The following is a 26,514-nucleotide window of genomic DNA, read 5'->3' as shown; positions in this document are numbered from 1 at the left end:
CGGGGCGGTCCAGGTAGGTGTGACCGCCTTCAGCCCCGCTCTACCCGCAGGAGCACCGTGGCAACTGGCCGAACTCACCGACCGGCGACCCGCAGCCGAGGAATTCCCGAGGCCACCGTCGCCCGGCTTCCGCTGTACCTCCGAGCACTCACCGCACTGTCGGAACGCTCGGTACCCACGGTCTCATCCGAGGAACTCGCCGCTGCGGCGGGGGTCAATTCCGCGAAGCTGCGCAAGGACTTCTCCTACCTCGGTTCCTACGGGACCCGCGGTGTGGGCTACGACGTCGAGTATCTCGTCTACCAGATCTCGCGCGAACTCGGCCTGACCCAGGACTGGCCGGTCGTGATCGTCGGCATCGGCAACCTCGGTGCGGCACTGGCCAACTACGGAGGGTTCGCCTCCCGTGGATTCCGGGTGGCGGCGCTCATCGACGCCGATCCCGCGATGGCCGGAAAGCCCGTCGCCGGGATCCCGGTGCAGCACACGGACGACCTGGAGAAGATCATCGACGAGAACGGTGTCTCGATCGGTGTCATCGCCACCCCGGCCGGGGCCGCCCAGCCCGTCTGCGACCGCCTGGTCGCCGCCGGAGTCACCTCCATCCTGAACTTCGCGCCGACCGTCCTGTCCGTCCCGGACGGCGTCGACGTGCGCAAGGTCGATCTCTCCATCGAGCTTCAGATCCTCGCGTTCCACGAGCAGCGCAAGGCGGGCGAGGAGGCCGAGGCGCAGGCCGGTGCCGCCGCCCCGGCCGAGCGCGAGAACAACGGCAAAGGGCCCGACGGGGACGTTCCCGCCGTGATGCCGGCATGAGTCTCCTCGTCGTCGGACTGAGCCACCGCAGCGCTCCGGTCAGCGTCCTCGAACGCGCCGCGCTGTCCGCGGACGCGCAGGTCAAGCTGCTCCAGGACACCCTGGCCGCCGAGCCCGCCTCCGAGGGCGCGGTCCTCGCCACCTGCAACCGCATCGAGCTGTACGCCGACGTGGACAAGTTCCACGCGGGCGTCGCCGAGCTGTCCACGCTCCTCGCCCAGCACAGCGGCGTCGGCCTGGAGGAGCTCACTCCCCATCTGTACGTGCACTACGAGGACCGGGCCGTCCACCACCTCTTCTCGGTGGCCTGCGGCCTGGACTCGATGGTCGTCGGCGAGGGCCAGATCCTCGGCCAGATCAAGGACGGCCTCGCCACCGCGCAGGAGCTGCACACCGCCGGCCGGCTGCTGAACGACCTGTTCCAGCAGGCCCTGCGGGTCGGCAAGCGCGCGCACTCCGAGACCGGCATCGACCGGGCGGGACAGTCCCTGGTCACCTTCGGCCTGGAGCAGCTGTCCGGCGGACGGGCCGTCGACGCCTGGGCGAAGGGCAAGAAGGCCCTCGTCATCGGCGCGGGTTCGATGTCCTCGCTGGCCGCGGCGACGCTCGCGCGTCTCGGCGTCGGCGAGATCGTGATCGCCAACCGCACCCCCGCCCGCGCCGAGCGCCTCGCCGAGATCCTCACCGGCGGCGACGACACGGACGTGCTGGCCCGCGCGGTACCGATGGATTCGGTGCCGGCCGAGCTGACACGTGCCGACATCGCCGTCTCGTGCACCGGGGCGACCGGGCTCGTCCTGACGGCCGACACCGTCGCGGCCGCCGTCGAGGGCCGCACCGGCACTCCCGCCGCGCTGCGCGAGGCGACGGCCGGTCCGGCCGGTCACCTCGCCCCCTGCGACGCCGGCACCGAGGACGCCTGTCCGCTGGACCTGTCCGCCGTGCAGGGCGCCACCGGCTTCTCCGTCATGGGCGAGGCGGCCGTCGCCGGCATGGACGCGGCCACCCTGGAGCAGCACGCGGCCTGGGTGGACAAGGGCACCGGAACCGTCGAGCGCCGCGACGGCCGTCGTACGCCGGGCGAGGACGCCGAGGCCGACGCCGGACTCATCGCCGCGCTGGCCTCCGCCGCCGCGACGACCGGCCGGATCCCCGAGCGCCGCAGGCCCGAACCCGTCGCCGAGGCCCCCCGCCCCGCGCCGGTCCTCGCCCTGCTCGACCTCGCGATGCCCCGTGACATCGACGCGGCCGTCCACCGGCTGCTCGGTGTGCGGTTCGTCGACCTGGAGACGCTCGCCGAGGCCTCCGCGGACGCGCCGATGGCCGCCGACGTGGACCAGGTCCGCCGGATCGTCTCCGACGAGGTCGCCGCGTTCGGCGCCGCCCAGCGCGCCGCGCACATCACGCCCACCGTGGTGGCGCTGCGTGCCATGGCCGCCGACGTCGTCGCGAACGAGATCGCGCGGCTGGACGGACGGCTGCCCGACCTCGACGACAAGCAGCGCGGCGAGATCACCCAGACCGTGCGGCGCGTCGTCGACAAGCTGCTGCACGCGCCGACCGTACGGGTCAAGCAGCTCGCCGCCGAGCCCGGCGGTGCCGGGTACGCGGACGCGCTGCGGACCCTGTTCGACCTGGACCCGGAGACGGTCGCCGCCGTCTCGCGGGCCGAGAACAACACCGAGAACGCCAAGAACCGAGGGCGAGCATGAGTGAGCAGGCTTTGAGGCTCGGGACCAGGCGCAGCAAACTCGCCATGGCCCAGTCCGGGCAGGTGGCGGAAGCCGTGAGCCGGGTGACCGGACGGCCCGTCGAGCTCGTTGAGATCACGACGTACGGCGACGTTTCCCGCGAGAACCTCGCACAGATCGGCGGCACGGGTGTCTTCGTGACCGCGCTGCGGGAGGCCCTGGTGCGCGGGGAGGTCGACTTCGCCGTGCACTCCCTCAAGGACCTTCCGACCGCGCAGCCCGAGAACCTCGCGCTGGCCGCCGTGCCGGTGCGCGAGGACGTGCGTGACGTGCTGGTCGCCCGTGACGGGCTGACCTTCGAGCAGCTTCCGGACGGCGCGCGCGTCGGTACCGGTTCGACGCGCCGTATGGCCCAGCTGAACGCCTACGCGCGCAACCACGGCATGACGATCGAGACGGTCGCCATCCGGGGCAACGTAGACACCCGGATCGGGTACGTCCGTGCCGGGGAGCTCGACGCCGTCGTGCTCGCCGCCGCCGGACTCAACCGGCTCGGCCGGATCGACGAGGTCACCGACTTCCTGTCGGTCGACACCGTTCTGCCCGCCCCCGGCCAGGGGGCCCTGGCGATCGAGTGCGCCGCGGATCACGCGGACCTCGTCGCCGCGCTCGCCGAGCTCGACGACCCGTTCACCCGGGCCGCCGTGACCGCCGAGCGATCCCTGCTTGCCGCCCTGGAGGCCGGCTGCAGCGCTCCCGTGGGCGCGTACGCCGACCTGCTGGCCGACGGGCAGATTGTCAAGGAGATGCGCCTGCGCGGTGTCGTCGGTACGACCGACGGCTCGACGCTGGTGCAGCTGTCCACCACCGGTCCCGTGCCCGAGACACACGACCAGGCGATGTCGCTCGGCCGTGAACTCGCCGCCGAGATGCTTGCCAAGGGCGCGGCCGGTCTGATGGGGGAGCGAGCACTTTGAGCCCCACCAACTTTCCCGCCGGTCCGGTCCACGGGCACGTCACCTTCCTGGGTGCCGGACCCGGAGATCCAGGGCTGTTGACACTGCGCGCCGTGGAGGCGCTGGCGAACGCGGACGTTCTCGTCGCCGAGCACGATGTGCTCGACGTCGTACGTGTTCATGCCAGGCAAGGCGTCACTGTTCTGAACACGGATCCGGACACTTCGCCGGTTCCGTACCAGAGCACAGGCACGCCTCAGCTGACGGTTGTTGACGGTGCGTCAACGACCGTTGGTGACCCCGCGTCGAGGGACGCTGCCAATCTTGTCATGACGGCCGCGCGGGGCGGCAAGCGGGTCGTGCGTGCGGTGTCCGGTGACCCCGGCCTCGACACGTACGCCGCCGAGGAGATGCTGGCCTGCGTCGCCGCGGGCGTGCCCTTCGAGGTGGTGCCCGGTATCGCGGCCGCCGTCGGTGTCCCCGCCTACGCGGGTGTGCCGCTGCGGGACGCGCAGGGCGCGGACGTCCGGTTCGTCGACGCGCGGACCGCTTCCAGCCGCTGCTGGACCGAGGTCGGCGCCTCCGACGGCACCGTCGTGGTGTCGGCGACGCTCGACTCGGTGGCCGCGGCCGCCGGCGAGCTGGTGGCCTCCGGCCGCAAGCCCGACACCCCGATGTCGGTGACGATCGCCGGTACGACGACCCGCCAGCGCACCTGGTCGGCCACCCTCGGCACGATCGCGCAGACGCTGAAGCAGGCGAAGGTGCTGCCGTCCCCGGACGGCGGGCGCCCGGTGATAGCCGTGGTCGGCGAGCGTTCCGCAGCCGCCCAGCGCGACCAGTTGTCCTGGTTCGAGTCCAAGCCGATGTTCGGCTGGAAGGTGCTCGTGCCGCGGACGAAGGAGCAGGCGGCTTCGCTCTCCGACCAGCTTCGCTCGTACGGGGCCGTGCCCTACGAGGTCCCGACGATCGCCGTCGAGCCGCCGCGCACGCCCCAGCAGATGGAGCGCGCGGTCAAGGGCCTGGTCACGGGCCGCTACGAGTGGATCGCGTTCACCTCGGTCAACGCCGTCAAGGCGGTCCGGGAGAAGTTCGAGGAGTACGGCCTCGACGCGCGTGCCTTCGCGGGCATCAAGGTCGCCGCGGTGGGCGAGCAGACCGCGAACGCGCTCGTCGCCTTCGGCGTGAAGCCGGACCTGGTGCCGAGCGGCGAGCAGTCGGCCGCGGGCCTGCTGGAGGACTGGCCGCCCTACGACCCGGTCTTCGACCCGATCGACCGTGTCTTCCTGCCCCGGGCCGACATCGCCACGGAGACCCTCGTCGCCGGGCTCATCGAGCTGGGCTGGGAGGTCGACGACGTCACGGCGTACCGCACCGTGCGCGCGTCGCCGCCGCCGGCGGACACCCGTGAGGCGATCAAGGGCGGCGGCTTCGACGCGGTCCTGTTCACCTCGTCGTCCACGGTCCGGAACCTGGTCGGCATCGCGGGCAAGCCGCACAACGTGACGGTGATCGCCTGCATCGGCCCGGCCACGGCCAAGACGGCCGAGGAGCACGGGCTGCGGGTCGACGTGATGGCCCCCGAGCCCTCGGTGCACAAGCTGGCGGAGGCCCTGGCCGAGTTCGGCCTGCGCCGCCGCGCCGCGGCACTGGACGCCGGCGACCCGGTGACCCGCCCGAGCGAACGCCGCCCGGGCTCACGCAGGCGCCGCACCACCTGAACCGGGTGAAGAACGCCCCGCCGTTTCCTCAGGGAGACGGCGGGGCGTTCTTCGTTCGTCAGCCCGGTCGGACAGACACCGGGAAGGCGATCCAGGCCCTCGGGCCGAAGCCGGGGGAAGAAACCGACCAACCGGTCAAACCCGGCGCATGCATACAGGCGGGTGAAAGAGGCCGGTGCGACTGGCGCGTGGGCGGTTCGGACGTGCACGCTCGCCGCAGCACCATCCACAACTCCACATGCCTGTACATGCTTCGGCCCCCGCCGGGACGGCAATCCCAATGCGAGGGCCTGACCAAAGAGGAAGCAACACCTTCCCCATGGCTGTCACCAAGCTTATCGATGCCCTGCTCCCGAGTCAGGGAGTACGGCGCAACGACACCCACTCCGGCGTCACGCACGTACGTGAGTACCAGCCCGACCGCTACACGATCGTCGGCAACCACCTGGCCCAGCACCGGGACCTCTCGGCGACCGCGATCGGGGTCGCCGTACACATCCTGTCGCTGCCCGAGGGCGCCGCCGACCCCGAGCCGCCCGGCGGTGAGCACCACGACAAGGCGGAGGCACTGCTCGCCGGGCTGCCCCGTCCACCCGCCCTGGCGGCCTGTGAAGGCGGTTGCGACCGTCCCTTCAGGGCCCCGTTCCCAGGAGCCTGGTGTCGGGACTGCCGCGCGGCCCACCCGGGGAAGGCTCCCGTGGCCCCGGCGGACGTGATGGCCCTCGGCTGATCCCCCTGCCCCGACTGGGCGTCGGCAAAGGCACGGGTGCGGCGGGCGTAGCGTAGAGCGCATGACGAAGTACGGATCCTTCCCCGGTACGCGTCCCCGGCGGCTGCGCACCACCCCCGTCATGCGCCGGATGGTCGCCGAGACCCGGCTGCACCCCGCCGACCTCATCCTCCCCGCGTTCGTGCGCGAGGGTGTGAGCGAGCCGGTGCCGATCGGGTCGATGCCCGGGGTCGTGCAGCACACGCGGGACAGCCTGAAGAAGGCGGCCGTGGAGGCGCTGGAGGCCGGGGTCTCCGGGATCATGCTGTTCGGGGTCCCCGAGGACGAGAAGAAGGACGCCGTCGGGACGCCCGGCACCGACCCGGACGGGATCCTCCAGGTCGCCCTGCGCGATGTGCGCGCCGAGGTCGGCGACGAGCTTCTCGTGATGTCCGACCTGTGCCTCGACGAGACCACCGACCACGGGCACTGCGGTGTCCTCGACGACCAGGGCCGCGTCGACAACGACGCGACCCTGGAGCGCTACGCAGAGATGGCCCAGGTGCAGGCCGACGCGGGCGCCCATGTCGTGGGCCCCAGCGGGATGATGGACGGCCAGATCGGTGTCATCCGTGACGCCCTCGACCAGATCGGCCGCGAGGACGTGGCCATCATGGCCTACACCGTCAAGTACGCCTCCGCGTTCTACGGCCCGTTCCGGGAGGCCGTCGGCTCGTCCCTGCGGGGCGACCGCAAGACGTACCAGCAGGACCCGGCCAACGCCCGTGAGTCGCTGCGGGAGTTGGCCCTGGACCTGGAGGAGGGGGCCGACATGGTGATGGTGAAGCCCGCCGGTCCCTACCTCGACATCCTCGCCCGCGTCGCCGACGCCTCCGAGGTCCCGGTCGTCGCCTACCAGATCTCCGGCGAGTACTCGATGATCGAGGCCGCCGCCGAGAAGGGCTGGATCGACCGCGACCGCGCGATCCTGGAGTCCCTGACCGGCATCAAGCGCGCCGGCGCCCAGAACATCCTCACGTACTGGGCGACCGAGGTGGCCCGCGGCCTGGGCTAGTACGACAGCGCCGCGTCCAGCGTCTGCTGCCAGTACGTCACTGTGAGCTTGTCGTCGACGTACACACCCTTCGCGGGGAGAGCGGTGGGCACGCCGCGGCTCTTGCCGAAGCCGACCTCCAGGGTCTTGGCCGTGTAGCCGTTGGCGCCGCTGCCGTCGGCCGACGACAGCAGCACGCCCGCGTAGCCGGACTCGCCGGGAGTGAGGGTGACGACCGCCTGCGGGTGCGTCTCCTCCGCGACCGGCGGGACGGACTGGGCCTCGCCGAAGCGGGCGATCGGATAGCCCGTCAGGTCGCAGTTCCTCGACCCCGTGTTGGTGACGGTGAGCAGCAGGTGGTTCAGCGGCCGGGAGACGGCCGTCGCGCTCGTACGGGTGTTGGAGGCGTCGCAGGCCACGTTCCTGGTGACGGTGCCGGTCTTGCCGGTGGAGGCACCCGAGCCGCCCGAGCCGCCCGTCGAGCCCGTGCCGGTCTTGCCGCTTGAGCCTGCGCTCGTGCCGCCCGTCGTGGTGCCGGTGTTCTTCGAACCGTTCGTCGAGCCCGAGCCCGAGCCGCTGGTCGTGCCGGTGCCCGCGGGCTTCGCCGTCGTTCCCGAGCCGGCCGCCGGGCCGTCCGACCCCGCCGAGCTGCGGGCCGGGGCGGACGAGCCCTCGTCGCGGACGCCGTTCCCGTTGCTGCACGCCGTGAGCGAGAACGCGGTGAGCGCGATCGCGGAGGCGGCGAGCAGACGGGTGCGGGCGGTGCGGGCGGTGCGGGTGGTGCGGGCAGTGCGTGCGGACATGGGTGTTCCCCCGATGGTGTCGCTGGTGGCACGGCCGCTCGACCGGTCGACGGGAGCGGCGTGCTTGGATGGCCACAGCTTGTGCGGTGCTCCGTCCCGGCCGCCACATCTGGCGGGGAACGCGGGACGCTGGAACGCCAAAACACAGTCTGACCTGGGGAAACAAGCTTGCCTTGGAACGCGGTCCGGGACACGGGGGATGGAGGAACGGTGGCGGGGGACGAGTTCGCGGGACTGCTCCGGGAGCTGAAGGAGCGGTCCGGTCTCAGCTACGGGGTACTCGCCAAACGGCTGCACGTGAGTACGTCGACACTGCACCGGTACGTCAACGGGGATGCCGTACCGGCGGACTACGCGCCCGTGGAACGGCTGGCGCGGGCGTGCCGGGCGACCCCGCAGGAGTTGGTGGAACTGCACCGGCGGTGGGTCCTCGCGGACGCGCTGCGCGCGCGGAAGGGCGCGGGCGCGGCACCGGCGGGCCCGGCCCAAGAGGGCTCCTCTCCGGAGGACTTGGCCTCCGACCGGAGCGCGCGGGGGGAGAGCGCGGCTGACGGCGACCAGGAGACCAGAGAGAACAGAGAGACCGGAGAGACCGAGGGGGCCGCAGAGTCCGGTGGGACCAAGGGGACCGCGGAGGCCGAGGAGGCCGAGGAGTCAGGGGAGGCCGAGGCGGCTGCGGAGCGGGGTGCGTTGCGGGGGCGGCGGCCCCTGGTGCTCGCCGCGGTCGGTGCCGTCGTCGTGACCGCCGTCGTCTCCGCCGCGCTGGGCGTACGGCTCGGTTCCGGCGGCGACGACGACACCGGGGGCAAGGTGGTGGCCCTCGGCGTACCGAGCGCCACCGGCCAGCGGAAGACCGGAGCCGCCGCCGGGCACGGCTCGCCCTCGCCGTCCGCCTCGCGCGAGGGCAGTCCCAAGGCGTCCGTCTCCTCCATCGGCGGGCCCGTCGACCCGGCGGGCGGTGACGACGCCACGGCGGCCGGACAGGGAGCCGCCGCCGACGGAGCGGACGCGCCCACCGTCGTCACCGACGCGTACAAGTTCGAGGATCCGTGCAGCCAGCACTACCTGGTGAACCGGCCCGCCCCCCAAGTGCCCCCGCCTCCGGGCGAGTCGGACGCGCGCGGCTGGGTCGCCGCGCTCGGCGCGGTCCCGGGCGGGGAGCAGATGATCGCGCTCACCGTGCAGGGCACCGGGACGGCGACCGTCGTCCTGAAGGAGCTGCACGTGCGGGTCCTGGACAAGGGCGCGCCGCTCGCCTGGAACGACTACGCCGTGGGCGTGGGCTGCGGCGGCCACGTGGACACGAAGTCGTTCACCGTCGACCTCGACGCGGGGCGGCCGTCCGTCGGGGTCAAGGGCGGCCAGCGGAACTTCCCCTACAAGGTCAGCGAGTCCGACCCCGAGGTCTTCTACATCATCGCGGGAGCTCAGGCGCACGACGTGAGCTGGTACCTCGAACTCGACTGGTCCAGCGGGGCGAAGAGCGGCACCGTACGCGTCGACGACCACGGAAAGCCGTTCCGTACGAGCGGGAACGTGGGGCGCCCCGCGTACAACCACCCGCTGGGCAGCAGCGAATGGCAGACGGCGCCTCCTGGCGGCTGACCGGACCGTCGAGCGGACCGGGACGTGAGGCGCGAGCAAGCCCCGGCCGCAGTGGGGGAGTTGGGCCCGTCCATATTCCGGAATCGGCGGGTGTAGAGGCCATGCACCGGCCTAGGGTGCGGTCAAGGACGCCCCCGCAAGGACGCCGCCCGCAAGGACAAGGAGCCGTCACCGTGACCGTCGCCGAACCCGCCGCCGCGACCGCACCCGTGCCCCCGCTCGCCGCGAGGGCCACCGCGATCGGCGGTTCGCCGGTACGGGACATCCTCGCGGTCACCGCACGCCCCGAGGTGATCAACTTCGCGGGCGGTCTGCCCGCCCCGGAGCTGTTCGACGCGGAGGGCATCGCCGCCGCCTACCGGGACGTCCTCGCCGGGGAACCCCGACGGGCCCTCCAGTACTCGACGACCGAGGGCGAACCGACCCTGCGGGCGGCCCTCGCCGACCGCATGAGCGCGCGCGGACTGCCGACCGGTCCCGACGACGTCCTCGTCACCACCGGTTCCCAGCAGGCCCTGTCGCTGCTGGCCACCGCCCTGATCGAACCCGGTGACACCGTCCTGGTCGAAAGTCCCTGCTATCTGGCGGCACTTCAGGCGTTCGCCTTCGCGGGAGCGCGCGTGCTGGCCGTGCCGGGCGACGACGACGGCATCGACCCCGAAGCCCTCGCCGCACTGGTGGTCCGGGAGCGCCCGAAGCTGCTCTACACCGTGCCCACCTTCCAGAACCCCACCGGACGCACCCACCCGGCCGACCGGAGGGCCGCCGTCGCCCGCGCCGCCGCCGCGCACGGCCTGTGGATCATCGAGGACGACCCGTACGGAGAGCTGCGCTTCGAGGGCGAGCGGGTCCCCTGGATCGCCTCCCACGACGGCGCCGGGGACCGCACGGTCCTCCTCGGCTCCTTCTCCAAGGTCATGGCACCCGGTATGCGGCTGGGCTGGCTGCGGGCCCCGGCCGCACTGCGGCGCGCCTGCGCCGTCGCCAAGCAGGCCGCCGACCTGCACACCCCGACCGTCAACCAGCTCGCCGCCGCCCGCTACCTGGCCGACCGCGACCTCGACGCCCACGTGGCCCGGGTCGCGGCCGTCTATCGCGAACGGCGGGACGCCATGCTCGCGGGCATCGGCACCGCCCTGCCGGCCGGATCCACCTGGACCCGCCCGGAAGGCGGCATGTTCCTCTGGGCGCGCCTCCCCGCCCCGTACGACACCACGGCCCTGCTCCGCCAGGTGGTCGACCAGGGCGTCGCCTACGTCCCCGGCGCCCCCTTCTACGCGAGCACACCGGACCCGGCGACCCTGCGCCTGTGCTTCGTCACCCAGACCCCGGAGGAGATCGCGGAGGGCCTGCGCAGACTGGGGACGGGGCTGCGCGCCTGACCGCCGGGGACGCGGAGGCGAAGGACGGGCTCCGAGGCGGAAGACGGGCTCAGTCCCACCAGAAGGACCACAGCCGGCCGTTCAGCACCTCCCGCTCGGCGTACTCCCGGAGCGTCTCGTGGTCGCCCTGGGTGATGTTGTCCGGGCAGAAGGCGAAGTGCTCGGCGGCGATCGCCTCGGCCTCGGCCGTCGTGGTGGGCGGGGCCGCCACGGAGAGCACCAGCTGGTCGAAGGTCAGGGCCACCACCCGTATCCCGAAGCGGTCCTCCCACGAGCGGAGCACCGCGCACAGACGCGCCACGTCGTTCTCGTGGTTCAACGGACCCGGCCAGCCGATGACCGCGGGAATGTCGGCGCTGCGGCGCGCCGGGACCAGGGCGAGCCGGGGCTCCTTCAGCCAGGAGCCGGTCCGGGCGAGGGAGTCGGCGGTCTCGGCGGCCCGGGCCTCGGGATCCGCGTCGAGCGGACCGGCCGCCGCCAGGCCCGGCCAGAGCGGGCCGAACGGGGCGAGCATCTCGTCGGGGCCGGGCTGCTCCCCGAACACCTCGACGACCTTCTCCCCGCCGGGGTGGTCCTGGTCCGGGCCGGGCTCGTCGGCCGCGTACTCCTCCCAGAACTCCGCCAGCACCTCCTCGGCGTCGTGATCCCCGGGATAGGACATCTCCTCGGGCATCAACTCCCAGTCCTCCGGGCCGTTCTGCGGCCCGCCCACGTCCAGCAGGACCGGCAGCAGACCGGAGGTCCTGGCGGCGGACAGGGCCGCCCAGTCCCCGGGAGCCGCCCGGTCCTCGGCATGCCACAGCAAGGGCTCGTGCCACGGGCCGTCGTGCGTCGCGTCGATCAGTCTCCCGGCCGGGAGACCGAGCCCGAGCGCGCGCCCGCTCGGGTCTGCCGCCAGCCGCGGCAGCGGATTGGGAAGGGTCGCCATGCCGGTGACTGTAGGACCCGCCACTGACAACGCGCCGCGGGCCCCGTCCTCACGATGAGGACGGGGCCCGCGACGCGTGTCTCGGAGCGGTCAGAGGCGCTCGGGCGTCCTGATGCCCAGCAGGGTCATGCCCTGGTGGAGCGTGCGGGCCGTCAGGTCGCAGAGGAACAGGCGGTTCTCCGCGACCTCCTGCGCCGGGGCCGGCTTGATGACCGGGCACTGGTCGTAGAACGTCGTGTACAGCGACGCCAGTTGGTACAGGTACGCCGCCAGCTTGTGCGGGGCGTACTCGGCGGCGACCTCCTCCAGCGTCTCCCCGAACCGGTCCAGGTGCAGACCCAACGCCCGCTCGGCAGGGGCCAGTTCGAGCTCCGGGTGGGCAACCGGCGTACGGTCGCCCGCCTTTCCGAAGATCGACCGGATACGGGCGTACGCGTACTGCAGGTACACGGACGTGTCGCCGTTCAGCGAGACCATCTGGTCCAGGTCGAACTTGTAGTCCCGCACGGCCGAGGTGGACAGGTCCGCGTACTTCACGGCACCGATGCCGACGTACCGGCCGTTCTCCTCGATCTCCCGCTCGCTCAGGCCCACCTTCTCGGCCTTCTCCCGCACGACCGCCGTCGCCCGGTCGATCGCCTCGTCCAGCAGGTCGACCAGCCGGACCGTCTCGCCCTCACGCGTCTTGAACGGCTTGCCGTCCTTGCCCAGCACCGTGCCGAAGGCGAGCTGGTGGGCCTTGACGTCGTCGTTCAGCCAGCCGGCCCTGCGCGCGGTCTCGAAGACCATCTTGAAGTGCAGGGACTGCCGCGCGTCCACCACGTAGATCAGGCTGTCGGCCTTCAGGTTGAAGACCCGGTCACGGATCGCCGACAGGTCGGTGGCCGCGTAGCCGTAGCCGCCGTCCGACTTCTTCACGATCAGCGGCACCGGGTTGCCGTCCGGGCCCTTCACGTCGTCGAAGAACACGCACAGCGCGCCGTCCGAACGGACCGCCACGCCCGACTCCTCCAGGAGCCGGCACGTCTCGTCCAGCATGTCGTTGTAGCCGGACTCGCCGACCACGTCCGGGTCCCGGATGTCCATGTCCAGCTTCTCGAAGACCGAGTAGAAGTAGATCTTCGACTCGTCCACGAACTTCTGCCACATGGCCAGCGTCTCGGGCTCACCCGCCTGGAGGTCCACCACCCGGCGCCGCGCCCGCGTCTTGAACTCCTCGTCGGAGTCGAAGACCGTCCGCGCCGCCTTGTAGAGCCGGTTCAGGTTCGACATGGCCTCCTCGCCGGAGACCTCGCCGCCCTTGTGGTCCAGCTCGTGCGGGTGCTCGATCAGGTACTGGATGAGCATGCCGAACTGCGTGCCCCAGTCGCCGATGTGGTGCCGGCGCACGACGGACTCGCCCGTGAACTCCAGGATCTGCACCACCGCGTCACCGATCACCGCGGACCGCAGATGCCCGACGTGCATCTCCTTGGCCACGTTCGGCTGCGCGTAGTCGATCACCGTCGTGCCCGGGTTCGCCGCGAGCGGCACGCCGAGACGCTCACCGTCCGCGTACCGCTCCGCCAGGTTCGACACGATCGCCCCGTCGGTGATCGTGATGTTCAGGAAGCCGGGCCCGGAGACCTCGATGTCCTTGATCACGTCACCCGACGCGACCGCGGCCACGACCTGCGTCGCCAGCTCCCGCGGGTTCGCCTTCGCCTTCTTGGCGAGGGCCAGGATCCCGTTGGCCTGGAAATCGGCCCGGTCGCTTCGGCGCAGCAGCGGGTCAGCGGAACCGGCCTCGGGCAGAGCTGCCGTGAGGGCGTCCGCGAGGCGCTGATGGACGGAAGCGGTGAGGGACGTGACCGAGGCCATGGAGTGGCTGCCGTTTCTGCTCGGGTTCCGGAGACTCCGAAGACGGAGACTCCGCGTACGGAGGCTGCGAGTACGGAGACTGTGACTACAAGGAAAGCCAGTATCCCATGCGGTGAAAAGCCGTTTTCGCTCTTCGGGGCCGAGCTGGGAGAATGGTCGCGTCAGCCGTACTCGCGTTTGAGGAAGAAGGACGTGCCGATCGTGGCTCAGAGCACCGAGACCACCGACTGGGTCTCCCGTTTCGCGGATGAGGTCATCGAGGAGTCGGAGCGTCGGGCCCCGGGCAAACCGGTCGTCGTCGCGTCCGGCCTCTCCCCGTCCGGCCCGATCCACCTCGGCAACCTCCGCGAGGTCATGACCCCGCACCTGGTCGCCGACGAGATCCGCCGCCGCGGCCACACCGTGCGCCACCTGATCTCCTGGGACGACTACGACCGCTACCGCAAGGTCCCGAACGGCGTGGCGGGCATCGACGGGTCCTGGGCCGAGCACATCGGCAAGCCCCTGACCTCCGTCCCGGCCCCCGCCGGCTCGGCGTACCCGAACTGGGCCGAGCACTTCAAGGCCGCCATGACCGAGGCCCTGGCAGAGCTCGGCGTCGAGTACGACGGCATCAGCCAGACCGAGCAGTACACCGCGGGCACCTACCGCGAACAGGTCCTGTTCGCGATGAAGCACCGCGGCGACATCGACGCGATCCTCGACCAGTACCGCACCAAGAAGGCCCCCGCCAAGAAGCAGCAGGGCCAGAAGCCGGTCGACGAGGCCGAGCTGGAGGCCGCCGAGGGCTCCGGCGCCGCCGCCGAGGACGACGGCAGCTCCACCTCCGGGTACTACCCGTACAAGCCCTACTGCGGGCAGTGCGAGAAGGACCTGACCACCGTCACCTCCTACGACGACACGACCACCGAGCTGTCGTACACCTGCTCCGCCTGCGGCTTCGCCGAGACCGTCCTGCTCAGCGAGTTCAACCGCGGCAAGCTGGTCTGGAAGGTCGACTGGCCCATGCGCTGGGCCTACGAAGGCGTGATCTTCGAGCCCAGCGGCGTCGACCACTCCTCGCCGGGCTCCTCCTTCCAGGTCGGCGGCCAGATCGTCGGGATCTTCGGCGGCGAGCAGCCCATCGGCCCGATGTACGCCTTCGTCGGCATCTCCGGCATGGCCAAGATGTCCAGCAGCAAGGGCGGGGTCCCGACCGCGTCCGACGCGCTCCAGATCATGGAACCGCAGCTGCTGCGCTGGCTGTACGCCCGCCGCCGCCCCAACCAGTCCTTCAAGATCGCCTTCGACCAGGAGATCCAGCGGCTCTACGACGAGTGGGACAAGCTCGCCGGAAAGGTCGCCGACGGCTCGGTCCTCCCGGCCGACGCCGCCGCGTACAGCCGTGCCGTCGGCACCGCCGCCGGAGAACTGCCCCCCACCCCCCGCCCGATGGCCTACCGCACCCTGGCCTCCGTCGCCGACATCACCGCCGGCGCCGAGGACCAGACCCTGCGCATCCTGAGCGAACTCGACCCCGAGAACCCGCTCGCCTCCCTGGACGAGGTCCGGCCCCGCCTCGACAAGGCCGAGACCTGGATCAACACCCAGGTCCCCGCCGAGGAGCGCACCGTCGTCCGCGAGGAGGCCGACGCCGACCTCCTGAAGTCCCTCGACGACCAGGGCCGCGAGTCCCTGCGCCTGCTCCTCGAAGGACTTGAGGCGAACTGGTCCCTGGACGGCCTGACCCACCTCGTCTACGGCGTTCCCAAGGTCCAGGCCGGCTTCCCCGCCGACGCCACGGCCAAGGAACTCCCCGCCGAGATCAAGGTCGCCCAGCGCACCTTCTTCGCCCTGCTCTACCACCTGCTCGTCGGCCGCGACACCGGGCCGCGCCTGCCCACCCTGCTGCTCGCCGTGGGCCAGGACCGGGTGCGCAAGCTGCTCAGCGCGTAACCAGGCACCGCGACGCGGTACGAGGAAGGGGCTCCCGGTGATCACCGGGAGCCCCTTCCTCGTACGGTCGTGCGTGCGTGCGTGGGGCGCGGCCGCGCCCCACCGCCTACGCGATGTGGTCCTCCTCCAGCTCCGCGTTGAAGCGGTTCTGGAAGCGGTCCGTCAGGTTCTTCAGCGCGCTCGGGCTGAGCGCCGTCCCGTAGGTGGCCTCTATGTTGTCGCCCAGCACCCGGGGGGTGGGGAAACTGCCGTCTATCGACTGACGGAAGACCTGGTAGTACGCCTCCTCCTGGGCCTTCTCGTCCAGGATCGGCGACTGCTCCTCCCGCGGGGACGGGATGGGCAGCTGCTCGGGCCCGCCGCCCTCACCGAGCTGGCGCGTACGGCCGGGACCCGCCGGGATGGGGAAGGTCCCCGTCTCCTCAGGGCCGGGCTCGTAGGCCTGCGCCTCCTGCTCGGCGAACCACTGCCGGTACTGCTCCTCCTGCCCGAACGACGGGTCGTAGCCGCCGTCGTACGGGATCTCCTGGGGGTCGACCGGGGTGGCGAACCACGGGTTCAGACTCGGGTCCACGGCCTCGCCCGGGTACTGGCCCTGCTGCTGGTACTGGCCCTGCCCCTGTCCCGGGTACTGGCCCTGGCCCTGGCCCTGACCGGGGTACTGGCCCTGGCCCTGAGGCGCGCCCTGGGCCTGCCCCTGTCCCTGTCCCTGCTGGGCGTACGCGGCCTGCGGCTGCCGGCCGCCGCCCCCGTTCGCCTCCAGCTCCAGCGGCTCGGGAGCCGCCGCGGCGGCCGCCGGGACCGACGTCTGAACCTGCGCGGGCGCCGGCGGCAGCAGCGCGGGCTCGATACCGGCCGCGGCGAGGCCCGCGGGGGCCGTCTCCGCGAGGGGGACGCCGTAGCGCGCCAGGCGCAGCGGCATCAGCGACTCCACGGGGGCCTTGCGGCGCCAGGAGCGGCCGAAGCGGGAGTGCAGGCGGGCCTGGTAGACCAGGCGGTCCTGCTCCAGCTTGATGACCTGCTCGTAGGAGCGCAGCTCCCACAGCTTCATCCGGCGCCACAGCAGGAACGTGGGGATCGGGGAGAGCAGCCAGCGGGTGAGGCGCACGCCCTCCATGTGCTTGTCGGCCGTGATGTCGGCGATGCGGCCGACCGCGTGCCGGGCCGCCTCGACGGAGACCACGAACAGCACCGGGATGACCGCGTGCATGCCCACGCCCAGCGGGTCCGGCCAGGCCGCCGCGCCGTTGAACGCGATCGTCGCCACCGTCAGCAGCCACGCCGTCTGGCGCAGCATCGGGAACGGGATGCGGATCCAGGTCAGCAGCAGGTCCAGGGCCAGCAGCACGCCGATACCCGCGTCGATGCCGATCGGGAAGACGTACGAGAAATTCCCGAACCCCTTCTTCAGCGCCAGCTCACGGACCGCCGCGTACGAACCGGCGAAGCCGATTCCGGCGATGACGAGCGCACCGGCGACGACCACGCCGATGAGAATCTTGTGCATCCGTGTCAGCTGTATGGGCGCGGCCACCTGTACTCCCCTCCCTTGCGTGTTGTTGCGCGCAACAGAGTGGCACATGTGTGTGGCGTACGGATGCGCGGTATGGACGGAGCCCGGTTCCGACGGGAACCGGGCCTCCTCGACGGGCCCGCCGGGCCCGGGGCGAACCCCCGGCCCGGCCGGGACCGGTGCCGGCTCTTCTGGGGCCGGGTCAGCCCTTCTTGGCCGCCGACTGCGACGGCGAGGCACTCTTCGAAGCGGTCTTCGAGGTGCCCGCGGCGCCGCTCCTGGACGCCGAGGCCGACGGCGACGCGGCGGAGGACGGAGCCTTCGACGAGGCGGCAGGCGCAGGGGAGCCGCCGCCCGCGGCGCCGCCGTCCCCGTTCGCGGCCGACACCGAGGCCACCGCTTCCTTCGTGGCCTTCTCCGCGGCCTTCAGCAGCGTGGCCGCGTCCGGGGTCTTCTCGCCCGCGAGACCGGCGCCGTTGTAGTCGAGCGTCACGACCACGTTCTCGACCCGCGCCACGACCGTCTGCTGCTTGAAGGACCCCTCCTTCTTCTTCAGCCCGTACCGCACCGCCGTCGCCTCGGCACCCGTGCCGGCGACCGGCGCCGACGTGCTGCCCAGCGCGCCCTCCACTGTCTGCGCGGCCGCGACCTGCTTCTGGAAGTAGGCGTGGGCCTGCTCGTTGCCCGAGCCGCGCGCGTCCGAGTCGAAACGCAGCAACGCCACGTTCAGCCAGCGGAACTGAGAGCCCTTCACCCCGTTGTTGTCCAGGCTCGTCCAGTTGCAGTTGGCGCGCTGCTTCGGCTCGTCCAGCTTGCCCGTCTTGCCCGACTTCGAGCCCTTCGGTATGAGTTCGTCCAGCGTCTTCTTCGACAGTGTCGAACACGCCTTGGGCAACGTCGTGTACGCGGCGGGCTGGACGGTGGGGGCCTCGCTGCTCGCGGACACCGTCGCTCCCGGGCCCGCGCTCTCGTTCTTCTGCGCGTCGTCACCGGAGCCGGAGTCCGAGGAGCAGCCCGCCACGACGAGCATCACCGGGACGGCTGCCGCGCTGACAAGGATGCGGGTGAGTCGCTGGGCTCGGCCTGCTCGCTGTACTGGTCGGTGCATGGTTCCTTCACTCGTGGCGCTCGTGGTACGGCCGCACATGGCACGTGCGACCGGTCGGGTCCGAGGGGCCACGGTACGCGGTGAGGCGCCAGGGCGGTTCCCGTTCGGGGGGTTTGCGCCGGGCCGTCCCCAGCGGCCGCCGGGCCGCTAGCCGTTGAGCCGCGAGTCCAGCTTCTGGGCCAGTTTCCGCGCCCTGTCCTGCATTTCCTTGCTGTCCGGGGCGCTCGCCGAAGCCGTCGGCTGCTCGGAGTATTCGATCGTCACGATCACGTTGGACGTGCGGAACACCACAGTCACCGTGCGCTGCTGAGCCGTCGACGAGCCCGTGCTCAGCTTGTCGTCGAGGAACGCCTCGTCGCCCAGATCGTCCAGGACGCGCGACCGGAGATCGGCCGGCGTCTGCGAGGCGGAGGCGGACGGAGCGCCGGAGGCGTCGCCGTTGTCCCCGCCGGCATCGGCGCTGCCGTCGGTCGTGCCGCTCGCACTGCCGCTCGGGCTCGGAGACGCGGCGCCGGACGCCGACGCGGACGCCGACGCGGAGGGCTGCGGGAGATCGGCCGACGTCTGCCTGGCGGCGTAGAGCTGCTCGGCCTTGCTCTCGTCGCTCACCGTGTTGTCGTACGAGACCACACGCTCGAAGTCGACGAAGAGGTGATCCGTGGCGGCGGAGGACGCCACCTTCCAGTCGCAGCCGTCACGCCGGTCCGTGTCGTACGTGAGCGTGGCCTCGCCCGCGTACTCCTTCTCCTGCTGCGCCTCGTCGTTGCTCTCCTGGATGCCGGGCAGCAGGGTGTCGAGCGTGTCGTGGTCGGCCGCTCCGCACGCCTCCGGGAGGGTGCGGTACTTGCCCGGCTGGGCCACCGGGGCCGTGGTGCCCGTGTCGCCGCCCTTGGAGTCCGGAGCCGAACCGCCCACGCTCCCGCCGCCCGTGCAGCCCGCCAGCACCGCCGCGAGGAGCACGGCGGCGCCAGATACGTACGCCTTCCGCTGCACGGTCAGGCTCCTCTCGACGGTTCCCGACGGCGCTTGGGCCCGGGTGTCCTGTGGTTATTCGGTTGCCGCACGGGGGCGGCCCCTGGAGACAATGTGTATCGCACGCACAGCCGTGGACGCCGGTCCGTTGTCCTATACGTCGACCTAGGCGCCGGTTTTGCGATTTAAGACTTCTGTTGGTTTTGTGGGGGAAGAGGACGATATGTCGTACGTAGAGATGCCGGGGGCGCGGGTTCCCATCCGTATGTGGACCGACCCCGCCTCGGTCGAGGACGTCGCGCTGCGCCAGCTCCAGAACGTCGCGACGCTTCCCTGGATCAAGGGCCTCGCCGTCATGCCGGACGTCCACTACGGCAAGGGCGCGACGGTCGGCTCGGTCATCGCGATGCGGGACGCCGTGTGCCCGGCGGCGGTGGGTGTCGACATCGGCTGCGGAATGTCCGCGGTCAAGACGTCCCTCACCGCCAACGACCTCCCGGGCGACCTCTCCCGGCTCCGCTCGAAGATCGAGGAGGCGATCCCGGTGGGCCGCGGGATGCACGACTCCCCGGTCACCCCGGACCGCTTCCACGGCCTGGCCACGGCCGGGTGGGACGACTTCTGGGGGCGGTTCGACGGGGTGGCGGACGCGGTGAAGTTCCGCGAGGAACGGGCCGTGAAGCAGATGGGGACGCTAGGCGCGGGCAACCACTTTGTTGAGGTTTGTATCGACTCCGACGGTTATGTCTGGTTGATGCTGCACTCCGGTTCCCGGAACATCGGCAAGGAGCTGGCCGAGCATCACATCGGGGTCGCGCAGAAGCTCCCGCACAACCAGGGCCTGGTGGACCGGGACCTCGCGGTCTTCGTGGCGGACACGCCCCAGATGGCGGCGTACCGCAACGACCTGTTCTGGGCCCAGGAGTACGCGAAGTACAACCGCACGCTCATGATGGCGCTCCTCAAGGACGTGGTCCGCAAGGAGTTCAAGAAGGCGAAGCCGGCCTTCGAGCCCGAGATCAGCTGCCACCACAACTACGTGAACGTCGAGCGGTACGAGGGTGTGGACCTGCTTGTCACGCGCAAGGGGGCCATCAGTGCGCGGGCCGGAGAGTTCGGAATCATCCCGGGCTCCATGGGGACCGGGTCGTACATCGTGAAGGGTCTCGGCAACGAGAAGTCCTTCAACTCGGCCTCGCACGGCGCCGGTCGGCGGATGAGCCGCAACGCGGCGAAGCGGCGCTTCTCCACGAAGGACCTGGAGGACCAGACGAAGGGCGTCGAGTGCCGCAAGGACTCCGGCGTCGTGGACGAGATCCCGGGCGCCTACAAGCCGATCGAGCAGGTCATCGAGCAGCAGCAGGATCTCGTGCAGGTCGTGGCGAAGCTGAAGCAGGTTGTCTGCGTGAAGGGTTGAAAGGAGGCGGCCCCTGGACGGATCCAGGGGCCGCCGAGGCCGGGTCACTTCGTTGACAGGACTGCCCAGATCATGACGAACGCGACGATGTGGATGCCGAAGAGGAAGTACGCCAGGTAGTACCAGACGTACCGTTCGCGCTTCTTCTCCAGGGCCAGGCGGGCCTGTTCGTTCGCGAGGGGTGGCTGGGGGGCCGGTGTCTCGTCCGGGGTCACAGTTCGCGGTGGACCTTCGTGTTCGACGCCTGGGCGCGGGGGCGGACCACCAGGAGGTCGATGTTCACGTGGCTGGGGCGGGTGACCGCCCACGTGATCGTCTCGGCGACGTCGTCGGCGGTCAGCGGCTGGGCCACGCCCGCGTAGACCTTGGCGGCCTTCTCGGTGTCGCCGCCGAAGCGGGTGAGCGCGAACTCCTCGGTCTTGACCATGCCGGGGGCCACCTCGATCACGCGGACCGGCGTGCCGACGATCTCCAGGCGCAGCGTCTCCGCGAGCACGTGCTCGGCGTGCTTCGCGGCCACGTAGCCGCCGCCGCCCTCGTACGTGCCGTGGCCGGCCGTGGAGGACAGGACGACGACCGTGCCGTCGCCGCTGGCGGTGAGCGCGGGGAGCAGGGCCTGGGTGATGTTCAGGGTGCCGATGACGTTCGTCTCGTACATCTGGCGCCACTGGGCCGGGTCGCCGGTCGCGACCGGGTCCGCGCCGAGTGCGCCGCCGGCGTTGTTGACGAGGACGCCGATCGTCTTGAACGCGGTCGCGAACTCGTCGACCGCGGTGCGGTCCGTGACGTCCAGGGCGTACGCGGTGGCCTGGCCGCCCGCCGCGGTGATCTCCTCGGCCAGCGCCTCGATGCGGTCCTTGCGGCGGGCCGTGAGGACGACGCGGTAGCCCTCGGCCGCGAGCTGCCGGGCCGTCGCGGCGCCGATTCCGCTGCTTGCACCGGTGATGACGGCGATACGGGACGCGGCGGCGGGGGTCATACGGCTGCTCCTTGGCGGGTGTGCGTGGCTGTGGTCGTGTGCTCGTGGTGGTGTCGGTGGTGCCTCGGCCAGGATAGGCGGGGTCAGCTGCCGCCTCTGGGCGCGTACATGATCACGGCGGCTCCGGCGAGGCAGATCAGGGCGCCGGTGATGTCCCAGCGGTCGGGGCGGTAGCCGTCGGCGACGACGCCCCAGGCGAGGGAGCCGGCCACGAAGACTCCGCCGTACGCGGCCAGGACGCGGCCGAACTCGGCGTCGGGCTGGAGGGTGGCGACGAAGCCGTACAGGCCGAGGGCCATGAGTCCGGCGCCGATCCAGAGGGCACCGCGGTGTTCGCGCACGCCCTGCCAGACGAGCCAGGCGCCGCCGATCTCCAGGAGCGCGGCGAGGACGAAGAGGGCGGCGGAGCGGGCGATCAGCATGGGGTCACTTTGGCAGGGGCCGGGGTCGCGGGTTCGGTCCGGGTTCGTGGGTGGGTCGGGGCCGTGCCGGTGCATCAGGCCGTCGCCGTTGGGTGAGGTGTGAACGTCGGTGGCGACGGCCATCGATGTACCGGCACGGCCCCTCGCGCCGGATACCGACTGCGGCAGGGCCGTGGCTTGGGTGCGTGCCTTTCAGCCCCGGCCGGCCACGTTTCGTCCCCGGGCGGGGACAGGTCCAGCTCCGGCCGGCGAAAGCTCGGCCCTGCCCGACCTCATCCCACCCGGGCGGGAAAGGTTCAGCCTCGGCAGGTCACCTCTCAGCCCCGGTGGGCGAAAGCTTCAGCCGCGGTCGGCCACGTCTCACCCGGGTGGGAAAGGTTCAGCCTCGGCCGGTCACCTCTCAGCCCCGGTGGGCGAAAGCTTCAGCCGTGCCCGGCCTCATCCCACCCGGGCGGGAGAGGTTCAGCCCCAGTCGGCGAAGGCTTCAGCCGTGTCCGGTCACATCTCACCCCGGGCGGGGAAAGTTTCAGCCCCTCCGGCGTTTGAGGAGCGGGGTCCGGGGCGGAGCCCCGGGTACGGGTCGGGTAGGGGCGGAGGGGGCGAAGGAAGGTTGTGGGGGGCGGCGTCGGCTTCCGGGGGTGAGTGGGGCGCCCGGCGTAGGATTCGGGGCTGGTGGAAGGGGGCCGTATGGCCACGGCTGGGGAACCGCGCGGGCGGCTGCTGGAGGAACTGGCGGTCGTGTCACGCCGGTACATGGCCTCGTACGCGCTGTTCAACCAGGCCCTCGCCGACCACGTCGGCCTGCACCCGACGGACGTGCAGTGCGTGAACCTGCTCAGCCTGGAGGCCGCGCCCGTGACCACCGGGCGGATCGCCGAGATGACCGGACTGACGACCGGGTCGGCCACCCGGCTCGTGGACCGGCTGGAGAAGGCCGGCTACGTCGTGCGGGAGCGCGACGCGGTCGACCGGCGCCGGGTGCTGGTGGCGACCGTGCCCGAGAAGATCGCCGAGTTCGGACGGATGTGGGAGCGGCTCGGCGCCGGCTGGTACGGCCTGTTCGACGGGCTCGACGACGACGAGGTCGCCCTGATCATCGGGCACATGCGCCGCACGGTCGACTTCAGCGCCGAGCAGGTCGCCCGCCTGCGGTCCGGAGATCTTGAGGACCCCTCGGACCAGGAGTCCTAGGGGCCGCTCCTAGCCCTGGTGGTGCTGGTCCGGTGCCTTGTGCGGGAGCAGGCCCACGAGGGGGCAGCACAGGAGGGTGACCGCGGCGACCACGGTGAGGCTCAGCGTGGTGGCGTGGGCCGCGCCGCCGTCGGAGCGGAAGTAGACCGTGGTGACGGCGGCGGCTCCGAGCGCGTTGGCGAGCTGCTGGACCGCGCCGAGCGAGCCGCCCGCGCTGCCGGCCTCCGCGGGGGCGATGTCGCCGATCGTGACGTCGTAGAGCGAGCCGAAGCACGCGCCCATGCCGAGCCCGATGACGAACAGCGGCGGGACCAGGGCCCAGCCGTCGGTGTCCGTGCCGGAGACGGTGACCAGGGCGATCAGGTGGGCCGTTCCGGCGAGGGTGACGAGGAACCCGGTGAGGACCAGACGGCGGCCCAGGCGGGCGATCAGGCGGTAGCAGGCGATCGAGGCGATGACGATGCCCGCGGACAGGGGCGTCAGGGCGAGCGCGGCGGACGCGGGGGTGCGGTCGAGGCCCTGCTGGAGGAAGAGGGAGACGACGTAGAGCAGGCCGGCGACGGCGGCGAAGAAGACCACACCCGTGAGCAGTCCCGAGGTGAAGCCGCGGTTGTGCAGGAGGGAGGGGCTGATCAGGGGGCTGGGCGCGGTGCGCTGGCGGTGGCAGAACCCGGCGAACAGCGCGAGTCCGGCGAGCAGGAGCAGGACGGGGAGGGCGGTCCAGCCGTGGGCCGAGCCCTGGATGAGGCCGGTGAGCAGGGCGAGCATGGTGGCGCCCAGGAGGACGGAGCCGGGGACGTCGACGCCGGTCGCGCGGTCGCCGGTGTCACGGGGGAGCAGCCGGGCGGCGGCGAGGACCGCGGCGCCGCCGAGGACGAGGTTGATCAGGAACATCGGGCGCCAGCCGAGACCGGCGAGGTCGGCGTCGATGAGGAGTCCGGCGAGGACCGGGCCGCCGACGGCCGAGAGGCCCATGACCGGTCCGAACAGGCTGTACGCCTTGCCGATCTGGTCCCGGGGCCAGGTCGCGCCGAGGATGCCGAAGCCCTGCGGGATGACGAGTGCGCCGAAGGCGCCCTGGATCAGCCGGGCCGCGACGAGGGTTCCTGGCGTCGGCGCGAGACCGCAGGCGAGGGAGGCGGCGGTGAAGCCGGTGAGGCCGGTCAGGAAGAGCCGGCGGCGGCCGTACTTGTCGCCGAGCCGTCCGCCGAGGACGAGCAGGACGCCGAGCGCGAGGGCGTAGGACGCGCCGAGCCACTGGACGAGGGCGGTGCCGCCGCCCAGGTCGTGGGTGATGGTCGGGGCGGCGATGTTGGTGATGGTGCCGTCGAGGAGGTCGAGGACGTCGGCGGCGAGGACGACGCCGAGGATCGCCCAGCGGACGCGGGCGGGAGGGTGGCCGGCGGTTTCAGTTTCGTTTGCGTCATGCAGTATCTGTGTCACGCAGATAAATGTCGGGCATGAGGCGTGGTGCGGTCAAGCGGAATATGAGGGGGGTGGGGGTCGCGGAATACCGGGGGCGGGGTGGTGGTTCGACGGTATGGTTGAAGCATCAACAACTTGGAGGATGAGCGACCATGCAGTTCGGGATCTTCAGCGTCGGCGATGTGACACCGGACCCGACCACGGGCCGGGAGCCGACCGAGCGCGAGCGCATCAAGGCCATGGTCGCCATCGCGCTGAAGGCCGAGGAGGTCGGCCTCGACGTCTTCGCGACCGGCGAGCACCACAACCCGCCGTTCGTGCCGTCGTCCCCGACCACGATGCTCGGCTACATCGCGGCGCGCACCGAGAAGCTCGTCCTGTCCACGTCCACGACGCTGATCACCACCAACGACCCGGTGAAGATCGCCGAGGACTACGCGATGCTCCAGCACCTCGCGGACGGCCGGGTAGACCTGATGATGGGCCGCGGCAACACCGGCCCCGTCTATCCCTGGTTCGGACAGGACATCCGCCAGGGCATCAACCTCGCCGTCGAGAACTACGCGCTGCTGCACCGCCTGTGGCGCGAGGACGTGGTGACCTGGGAGGGCAAGTTCCGTACGCCGCTCCAGTCGTTCACGTCGACCCCGCGTCCGCTGGACGGTGTCCCGCCGTTCGTCTGGCACGGTTCGATCCGCTCGCCCGAGATCGCGGAACAGGCCGCGTACTACGGCGACGGCTTCTTCCACAACAACATCTTCTGGCCCGCCGACCACACCAAGAAGATGGTCGAGCTCTACCGCGAGCGGTACGCGCACTACGGGCACGGCACGGCCGAGCAGGCGATCGTCGGCCTCGGCGGCCAGGTGTTCATGCGGCCCAACTCGCAGGACGCGGTACGGGAGTTCCGGCCGTACTTCGACAACGCGCCGGTCTACGGGCACGGGCCCTCCCTGGAGGACTTCACCGAGCAGACCCCGCTGACCGTCGGCTCGCCGCAGCAGGTCATCGAGAAGACGCTGGCGTTCCGCGAGTACGCCGGTGACTACCAGCGACAGCTGTTCCTGATGGACCACGCCGGGCTGCCCCTCAAGACCGTGCTGGAGCAGCTCGACCTCCTCGGGGAGCAGGTCGTGCCGGTGCTGCGCGAGGAGTTCGCCAAGGGGCGGCCGGCCGACGTGCCGGACGCGCCGACCCACGCGGCCCGGGTGGCGGCGGCCGAGGAGGAGGTGAGCCGCGCATGAGGCTCGTCGTCGTCTCGGCGGGGCTGAGTGTTCCGTCGTCCACGCGGCTGCTGGGTGACCGGCTGGCGGCTGCGACCGCCGGCCGGGTGTCCGGTGCGGTGGATCTCCGGGTGGTCGAGCTGCGTGATCTCGCGGTCGAGATCGCGCACAACTTCACCAACGGGTTTCCCGGGCGGGCGTTGTCCGCGGCGATCGAGGACGTGACCTCCGCGGACGGTCTGATCGTCGTCACGCCGGTCTTCTCCGCCTCCTACAGCGGGCTGTTCAAGTCGTTCTTCGACGTGCTCGACAAGGACGCGCTGGTGGGGAAGCCCGTGCTGGTCGCGGCGACCGGGGGGACCGGGCGGCATTCGCTCGTCCTGGAGCACGCGTTGCGGCCGTTGTTCGCCTATCTGCGGGCCGTGGTCGTGCCGACCGGGGTGTACGCGGCTTCGGAGGACTGGGGGGCCGAGGGGCTCGCGGAGCGGATCGAGCGGGGGGCGGGGGAGCTGGCTGCGCTGATGTCGGCGTTGGCCGTGTCCTCGCCGGCCCCTGTGCCTGTGTCTGTGCCTGCGCCTGCTGCTGGCCCGGAGCCGGGGGCTGCGCTGCTGCCGGCTCAGTCCGAGCCCCCCGGTCGGGCGGACGGGTTCCATGTGGTCCCGTTCGAGGAGCAGCTGGCGGCGCTGCGGCCGTAGTGGGTGGTTTTCGCCCCCTCCGCCCCTACCCAACCCGTACCCGGGGGGCGCCGCCCCCGGACCCCCGCTCCTCAAACGCCGGAGGGGCTGAACCCTTCCCCGGCCGGGG

The 26,514-nt window shown here is 71.5% G+C and carries 22 protein-coding genes and 1 pseudogene; 13 read left to right on the top strand and 10 right to left on the bottom strand.

All coding sequences use genetic code 11. From position 1 onward, the window contains the following. Positions 1-57 precede the first annotated feature (57 nt). The 6 genes and pseudogenes from ACFWI4_RS11690 (at position 58) to hemB (ending at position 6,968) form a co-directional block, all read left to right on the top strand. Positions 58-816 (top strand): redox-sensing transcriptional repressor Rex, encoded by a 759-nt coding sequence (locus ACFWI4_RS11690; protein ID WP_385408661.1) that lies wholly within the window; start codon positions 58-60, stop codon positions 814-816. Next, entirely contained in the window at positions 813-2,528 is a 1,716-nt protein-coding gene (locus ACFWI4_RS11685) for a glutamyl-tRNA reductase (RefSeq protein WP_387193984.1), read from the top strand. The genes ACFWI4_RS11690 and ACFWI4_RS11685 overlap by 4 nt, the downstream gene beginning before the upstream one ends. After that, positions 2,525-3,484: a hydroxymethylbilane synthase gene (gene hemC / locus ACFWI4_RS11680; protein ID WP_387193981.1), complete on the top strand. Its 960-nt coding sequence runs from the start codon at positions 2,525-2,527 to the stop codon at positions 3,482-3,484. The genes ACFWI4_RS11685 and hemC overlap by 4 nt, the downstream gene beginning before the upstream one ends. Further along, complete coding sequence (locus ACFWI4_RS11675; protein ID WP_385408667.1) at positions 3,481-5,184, top strand: uroporphyrinogen-III synthase; 1,704 nt, start codon at positions 3,481-3,483, stop codon at positions 5,182-5,184. The genes hemC and ACFWI4_RS11675 overlap by 4 nt, the downstream gene beginning before the upstream one ends. A gap of 319 nt (positions 5,185-5,503) precedes the next feature. Continuing rightward, positions 5,504-5,704, top strand: a pseudogene (locus ACFWI4_RS11670) (helix-turn-helix domain-containing protein); the annotation flags it as partial. Between the two features lie 271 nt (positions 5,705-5,975). After that, on the top strand, positions 5,976-6,968 hold the full coding sequence (hemB, locus tag ACFWI4_RS11665; protein WP_387193978.1) for a porphobilinogen synthase: 993 nt from the start codon (positions 5,976-5,978) through the stop codon (positions 6,966-6,968). Here hemB and ACFWI4_RS11660 read toward each other — a convergent pair. Further along, a complete protein-coding gene (locus ACFWI4_RS11660) occupies positions 6,965-7,750 on the bottom strand; it encodes a DUF4232 domain-containing protein (RefSeq protein WP_387193975.1) in 786 nt (261 codons plus the stop codon). The two genes, hemB and ACFWI4_RS11660, sit on opposite strands and share 4 nt — an antisense overlap. Before the next feature lie 210 nt (positions 7,751-7,960). Here ACFWI4_RS11660 and ACFWI4_RS11655 point away from each other — a divergent pair, with 210 nt between their 5' ends. Together ACFWI4_RS11655 and ACFWI4_RS11650 are read left to right on the top strand one after the other, a co-directional pair. After that, on the top strand, positions 7,961-9,355 hold the full coding sequence (locus tag ACFWI4_RS11655) for a helix-turn-helix domain-containing protein (protein WP_387193972.1): 1,395 nt from the start codon (positions 7,961-7,963) through the stop codon (positions 9,353-9,355). A 173-nt stretch (positions 9,356-9,528) separates the two neighbouring features. Further along, positions 9,529-10,737: a PLP-dependent aminotransferase family protein gene (locus ACFWI4_RS11650; RefSeq protein WP_387193969.1), complete on the top strand. Its 1,209-nt coding sequence runs from the start codon at positions 9,529-9,531 to the stop codon at positions 10,735-10,737. 49 nt (positions 10,738-10,786) lie between these two features. On the opposite strand, the gene ACFWI4_RS11645 is transcribed toward ACFWI4_RS11650, so the two are convergent. Continuing rightward, complete coding sequence (locus ACFWI4_RS11645) at positions 10,787-11,665, bottom strand: DUF4253 domain-containing protein (RefSeq protein ID WP_387193966.1); 879 nt, start codon at positions 11,663-11,665, stop codon at positions 10,787-10,789. Positions 11,666-11,755: 90 nt separating this feature from the next. Next, positions 11,756-13,525 (bottom strand): arginine--tRNA ligase, encoded by a 1,770-nt coding sequence (gene argS, locus ACFWI4_RS11640; protein ID WP_387193963.1) that lies wholly within the window; start codon positions 13,523-13,525, stop codon positions 11,756-11,758. 192 nt (positions 13,526-13,717) lie between these two features. Between argS and lysS the strand changes: the two genes are divergently transcribed. Further along, the gene (lysS, locus tag ACFWI4_RS11635; RefSeq protein ID WP_385408681.1) at positions 13,718-15,460 is read left to right on the top strand and encodes a lysine--tRNA ligase; all 1,743 of its coding nucleotides are present in this window, start codon (positions 13,718-13,720) and stop codon (positions 15,458-15,460) included. Between the two features lie 106 nt (positions 15,461-15,566). On the opposite strand, the gene ACFWI4_RS11630 is transcribed toward lysS, so the two are convergent. The 3 genes from ACFWI4_RS11630 to ACFWI4_RS11620 all read right to left on the bottom strand — a co-directional run bounded on the left by ACFWI4_RS11630 (position 15,567) and on the right by ACFWI4_RS11620 (position 19,074). Next, a complete protein-coding gene (locus ACFWI4_RS11630) occupies positions 15,567-16,994 on the bottom strand; it encodes a DUF2637 domain-containing protein (protein WP_387193960.1) in 1,428 nt (475 codons plus the stop codon). Between the two features lie 181 nt (positions 16,995-17,175). Continuing rightward, a complete protein-coding gene (locus tag ACFWI4_RS11625; protein WP_387193957.1) occupies positions 17,176-18,081 on the bottom strand; it encodes a DUF3558 domain-containing protein in 906 nt (301 codons plus the stop codon). Positions 18,082-18,228: 147 nt separating this feature from the next. Next, positions 18,229-19,074: a DUF3558 domain-containing protein gene (locus ACFWI4_RS11620; protein WP_387193955.1), complete on the bottom strand. Its 846-nt coding sequence runs from the start codon at positions 19,072-19,074 to the stop codon at positions 18,229-18,231. A gap of 202 nt (positions 19,075-19,276) precedes the next feature. On the opposite strand from ACFWI4_RS11620, the gene ACFWI4_RS11615 reads away from it, so the two are divergent. Then, positions 19,277-20,470, top strand: a complete 1,194-nt coding sequence (locus ACFWI4_RS11615) for an RtcB family protein (protein ID WP_387193952.1) — start codon at positions 19,277-19,279, stop codon at positions 20,468-20,470. Between the two features lie 44 nt (positions 20,471-20,514). Here ACFWI4_RS11615 and ACFWI4_RS11610 read toward each other — a convergent pair whose 3' ends face one another. The 3 genes from ACFWI4_RS11610 to ACFWI4_RS11600 all read right to left on the bottom strand — a co-directional run bounded on the left by ACFWI4_RS11610 (position 20,515) and on the right by ACFWI4_RS11600 (position 21,871). Beyond that, positions 20,515-20,685, bottom strand: coding sequence for a hypothetical protein (locus ACFWI4_RS11610; protein ID WP_385401760.1), 171 nt, complete (start codon positions 20,683-20,685; stop codon positions 20,515-20,517). Next, the gene (locus tag ACFWI4_RS11605; RefSeq protein ID WP_387193949.1) at positions 20,682-21,449 is read right to left on the bottom strand and encodes an SDR family NAD(P)-dependent oxidoreductase; all 768 of its coding nucleotides are present in this window, start codon (positions 21,447-21,449) and stop codon (positions 20,682-20,684) included. The genes ACFWI4_RS11610 and ACFWI4_RS11605 overlap by 4 nt, the downstream gene beginning before the upstream one ends. 83 nt (positions 21,450-21,532) lie before the next feature. Continuing rightward, complete coding sequence (locus tag ACFWI4_RS11600) at positions 21,533-21,871, bottom strand: YnfA family protein (RefSeq protein ID WP_385401766.1); 339 nt, start codon at positions 21,869-21,871, stop codon at positions 21,533-21,535. A 687-nt stretch (positions 21,872-22,558) separates the two neighbouring features. Here ACFWI4_RS11600 and ACFWI4_RS11595 point away from each other — a divergent pair. Further along, positions 22,559-23,062, top strand: a complete 504-nt coding sequence (locus tag ACFWI4_RS11595; protein WP_387193946.1) for a MarR family winged helix-turn-helix transcriptional regulator — start codon at positions 22,559-22,561, stop codon at positions 23,060-23,062. Positions 23,063-23,071: 9 nt separating this feature from the next. Here ACFWI4_RS11595 and ACFWI4_RS11590 read toward each other — a convergent pair whose 3' ends face one another. After that, positions 23,072-24,505 carry an MFS transporter gene (locus ACFWI4_RS11590; protein WP_387193943.1) on the bottom strand — a complete coding sequence of 478 codons (1,434 nt, stop codon included), beginning with the start codon at positions 24,503-24,505 and terminating at the stop codon, positions 23,072-23,074. Positions 24,506-24,639: 134 nt separating this feature from the next. Here ACFWI4_RS11590 and ACFWI4_RS11585 point away from each other — a divergent pair, with 134 nt between their 5' ends. Together ACFWI4_RS11585 and ACFWI4_RS11580 are read left to right on the top strand one after the other, a co-directional pair. Next, positions 24,640-25,731, top strand: coding sequence for an LLM class flavin-dependent oxidoreductase (locus ACFWI4_RS11585; protein WP_387193940.1), 1,092 nt, complete (start codon positions 24,640-24,642; stop codon positions 25,729-25,731). Next, positions 25,728-26,405, top strand: coding sequence for an FMN reductase (locus ACFWI4_RS11580; protein WP_387193937.1), 678 nt, complete (start codon positions 25,728-25,730; stop codon positions 26,403-26,405). The genes ACFWI4_RS11585 and ACFWI4_RS11580 overlap by 4 nt, the downstream gene beginning before the upstream one ends. Positions 26,406-26,514: the final 109 nt, after the last annotated feature.

Source organism: Streptomyces sp. NPDC127038 (assembly GCF_042725875.1).
GTDB lineage: Bacteria > Actinomycetota > Actinomycetes > Streptomycetales > Streptomycetaceae > Streptomyces.
The sequence above is the reverse complement of the archived record's forward strand: the minus strand, read 5'-3'. Positions and strand labels throughout refer to the sequence as shown.

What these genes read in the sequence shown, in the direction of transcription:
- ACFWI4_RS11685 (WP_387193984.1), top strand. Translation starts at nt 813, where the DNA reads ATGAGTCTCCTCGTCGTCGGACTGAGCCACCGCAGCGCTCCGGTCAGC.
- hemC (WP_387193981.1), top strand. Translation starts at nt 2,525, where the DNA reads ATGAGTGAGCAGGCTTTGAGGCTCGGGACCAGGCGCAGCAAACTCGCC.
- hemB (WP_387193978.1), top strand. Translation starts at nt 5,976, where the DNA reads ATGACGAAGTACGGATCCTTCCCCGGTACGCGTCCCCGGCGGCTGCGC.
- ACFWI4_RS11660 (WP_387193975.1), bottom strand. Translation starts at nt 7,750, where the DNA reads ATGTCCGCACGCACTGCCCGCACCACCCGCACCGCCCGCACCGCCCGC.
- ACFWI4_RS11645 (WP_387193966.1), bottom strand. Translation starts at nt 11,665, where the DNA reads ATGGCGACCCTTCCCAATCCGCTGCCGCGGCTGGCGGCAGACCCGAGC.
- argS (WP_387193963.1), bottom strand. Translation starts at nt 13,525, where the DNA reads ATGGCCTCGGTCACGTCCCTCACCGCTTCCGTCCATCAGCGCCTCGCG.
- ACFWI4_RS11625 (WP_387193957.1), bottom strand. Translation starts at nt 18,081, where the DNA reads ATGCACCGACCAGTACAGCGAGCAGGCCGAGCCCAGCGACTCACCCGC.
- ACFWI4_RS11615 (WP_387193952.1), top strand. Translation starts at nt 19,277, where the DNA reads ATGTCGTACGTAGAGATGCCGGGGGCGCGGGTTCCCATCCGTATGTGG.
- ACFWI4_RS11605 (WP_387193949.1), bottom strand. Translation starts at nt 21,449, where the DNA reads ATGACCCCCGCCGCCGCGTCCCGTATCGCCGTCATCACCGGTGCAAGC.
- ACFWI4_RS11600 (WP_385401766.1), bottom strand. Translation starts at nt 21,871, where the DNA reads ATGCTGATCGCCCGCTCCGCCGCCCTCTTCGTCCTCGCCGCGCTCCTG.
- ACFWI4_RS11595 (WP_387193946.1), top strand. Translation starts at nt 22,559, where the DNA reads ATGGCCACGGCTGGGGAACCGCGCGGGCGGCTGCTGGAGGAACTGGCG.
- ACFWI4_RS11585 (WP_387193940.1), top strand. Translation starts at nt 24,640, where the DNA reads ATGCAGTTCGGGATCTTCAGCGTCGGCGATGTGACACCGGACCCGACC.
- ACFWI4_RS11580 (WP_387193937.1), top strand. Translation starts at nt 25,728, where the DNA reads ATGAGGCTCGTCGTCGTCTCGGCGGGGCTGAGTGTTCCGTCGTCCACG.